3 protein-coding genes are annotated in these 2,882 nt (G+C 67.3%); 2 read left to right on the top strand and 1 reads right to left on the bottom strand.

Annotated features, from left to right (window positions below):
* The first annotated feature begins 8 nt into the window (after window positions 1-8).
* A complete protein-coding gene (locus tag VF662_RS07075) occupies window positions 9-437 on the top strand; it encodes a response regulator (protein WP_464139303.1) in 429 nt (142 codons plus the stop codon).
* A 61-nt stretch (window positions 438-498) separates the two neighbouring features.
* Window positions 499-1,884, top strand: a complete 1,386-nt coding sequence (locus tag VF662_RS07070) for an AmpG family muropeptide MFS transporter (protein ID WP_464139301.1) — start codon at window positions 499-501, stop codon at window positions 1,882-1,884.
* A 12-nt stretch (window positions 1,885-1,896) separates the two neighbouring features.
* Here the strand turns inward: VF662_RS07070 and VF662_RS07065 are convergent.
* Window positions 1,897-2,882, bottom strand: a 986-nt coding sequence (locus VF662_RS07065) for a bifunctional folylpolyglutamate synthase/dihydrofolate synthase (RefSeq protein WP_464139299.1), incomplete at its 5' end; no start/stop codon positions are given.

The raw sequence follows: 2,882 nt of genomic DNA, 5'->3' as shown, positions 1-2,882 counted from the left end.
CCTAGTAAATGCTGTTCGGTAAGCGTCAAAGAACAATCCGCCGCATCGCGATCGTCGAGGACGAGCCGCTGGTCGCGTTCGACAACGAGCATATGCTGACGGACGCCGGCTACGAGGTGGTGGCGACGGTCGACAATCTCGCCGATGCGGCCCGGGTCATCCAGGAGCAGGAGCTCGACCTCGTCCTCACCGACGTTTCGCTGAGCGGCGACGGCGACGGCATGGACGTTGCGCGTGCGGCCGCGGCGAAGAACATCCCGGTGCTGTTCGTCACCGGCAATTGTCCGCTGGAGGCGCATGCGCTCGGCATCGGCTGCCTTGCCAAGCCCTATACGGGCAAGATGATGAAGGCGGCTCTCGATGCGCTCGACAGCAAGCTCCAGGGCCGGAAGGTGAAGAAGCTGCCCGCCGGGCTCAGCCTGTACGAACAGGCCTGAAGCCGATCGGAGGCCTTGCAAAGAGGCTGGCGGGCGTCGCGGTTCGCGTTACAAAGAGCGAATGAACGACACAGCAGGCACCGCTTCCTCCCCCCGCACCGGGTTCGTCGCCACCATGGCGCCCTATTTCCGGCCGAGGCCGATCGCAGCGCTCCTGCTGGGCGTATCGAGCGGCTTCCCGCTGGCCCTACTCCTCGGCACGATGACCTTCTGGCTGACGAAGGTGGGGATCGAGAAGAAGACCATCGGCTTCGCGGTCGGCCTCACCACTCCCTACACTTTGAAATTCCTCTGGGCCCCCTTCATCGACCGCATCAACCTGCCGATCCTCACCCGATTGTTCGGCCAGCGGCGCGCCTGGCTGTTCTTCGTTCAGGCGCTGCTTTTCGCGTCCGTGTGGATGTTGGGGGCGAGCGATCCCGCCCATCATCTCGGCGCCTTCGCCTTCTGGGCGATCGTCACCGCCTTCCTCGGCGCGACCCAGGATATCGTCACCGACGCCTACCGGATCGAGATCCTGTCCGACGAAGAACTTCCGCACGGCACCGCGAACAACCAGTTCGGCTATCGGCTGGGTGCATTCTTCGCCGGCGTCGGGACGATCGCCATGGCGTCTCCCGAGGGGCTGAACCTTGGCTGGGCCGCTGCTTACGGGTTCACCGCCTTCTGCGTCCTGCCCGGCGCTCTGGCCGCCCTGTGGGCCGGCCGTGGACTGCACGACCGGGTGCTGGAGAAGGAGCCGGTGGAAAGCGTTGGCAAGTGGCTGCAGACGACGGTCGTGGGCCCGTTCCGGGAATTCCTTCGTCGCCGCGGCGCCGTGCTCATCCTGCTGTTCGTTCTGATCTACAAGCTCGGCGACGCGATGGGGCAGATCATGCTCAATCCGATGATCGTCGAGCTGGGATTCAGCGACACGGAATTCATCGTGATCAACAAGGGTGTCGGCTTCTGGGGCCTGATCGTCGGCGTCGCGCTCGCTCCGCCGTTCATGGCGTGGCTCGGGATGGGCCGTGCCTTGTTCGCCTCGGGGGTGCTGATGATGGTCAGCAACCTCATGTTCGCGATCCTGGCGATGCAGGGCCACTCGAACCTGTGGCTCACGATTGCGGTCGTGACCGAGCAGGTGACGAGCGGGATGGGCCTGACGGTGTTCGTGACCTATCTCTCGGGCCTGTCGAACCTCGCCTACACCGCCACCCAGTTCGCCTTGCTGTCCTCCTTCGCGGCGGTCGGCCGGACGTGGCTTTCGACGCCGGCAGGGCTTGCGGCCGAGCGCCTCGGCTGGCCAGGCTTCTGGCTGATGACGATGGTCGTCGCGCTGCCGGGGCTCTTGCTCCTGTGGCTGATGTGGCGGCGAGGATTCGTGGTCGATACGGTGCGGCAGCCAAAGAGCGAGGATGACGATACGTTTGCCGGCGCCGGAGAGCCGCAGCCCGGCACGCGCTAGGGAGGCGGTCGCCTAAGACGGCGGCTGGCCGTTCTTCTTCAGCACTTCGCCGGCGAGGTAGAGCGAGCCGAGTATCAGCACGATCGGCGGCGCCGTGCGGTCGGCATGGCGGCCGATCCAGCCGAGCGCGCTTTCGACATCGCTCGAGGGGAGGGCGTTCAGGCCCGCCTCCCGCGCCGAGGCGGCAAGCTGCGGCGGGCTATGGTGCGCGTGGCCTTCGACAGGGATGGCATGGAGCGTGATCGCACGGTTGCGGAACGGCTTCAGTACGCCCGCCGCGTCCTTGTTCTCGAGAAGGCCGAAGACGATGTGGAACGGCCGGCCCGCAGCTACGTAAGCGCGGAAGAAATCGGCGATGGCGCGGGCCGCGGCCGGGTTGTGGCCGCCGTCGAGCCAGAGCTCCGAGTCCGGCGGAAGCAACGCCTGGAGCGGGCCCGGCCCGAGCCGCTGGAGGCGGGCCGGCCAGTCCGCCCATCCCATTGCGGCCCTGAGCGCCGGATCCCGCACCGGTACCCGGCTCTGGTGGCGGAGCATGGCGATGGCGAGGCCCGCATTCATCGCTTGGTGCGCACCGTGGAGGCGGGGAAGGGGGAGGTCGAGCTTGCCCTTGCCGTCGCGATAATGGAGCTGCTGCCGGTAGACGGCCGCGTCCCATTCCCCGCCGCGCGGCAGCCACACCGCTCCAGCAGCCGCGGCTGCCTCGCCGATGCGGCTGGCGACGGCGTCGGGATATTGTTGGCTGACTAGCGGGACGCCGCGCTTGGCGATGCCCGCCTTTTCGGCGGCGATCCCTTCGAGCGTGTCGCCGAGGAATGCCTGATGGTCGAGCCCGAGCTGGGCGATGCCGCAGGCCGCAGGCTCCGGAACGACGTTGGTCGCATCGAGCCTGCCGCCGAGCCCCACCTCGACGATGCAGGCGTCGGCGGGGGTTCTGGCGAAGGCGAGGAAGGCCGCGGCGGTGGTCGCTTCGAAGAAGGTGGGGCCGATTTCACCCGCGC

Origin of the sequence: Allosphingosinicella sp. (assembly GCF_036387215.1) — a bacterium.
Lineage (GTDB): Bacteria > Pseudomonadota > Alphaproteobacteria > Sphingomonadales > Sphingomonadaceae > Allosphingosinicella.
The sequence above is the reverse complement of the archived record's forward strand: the minus strand, read 5'-3'. Positions and strand labels throughout refer to the sequence as shown.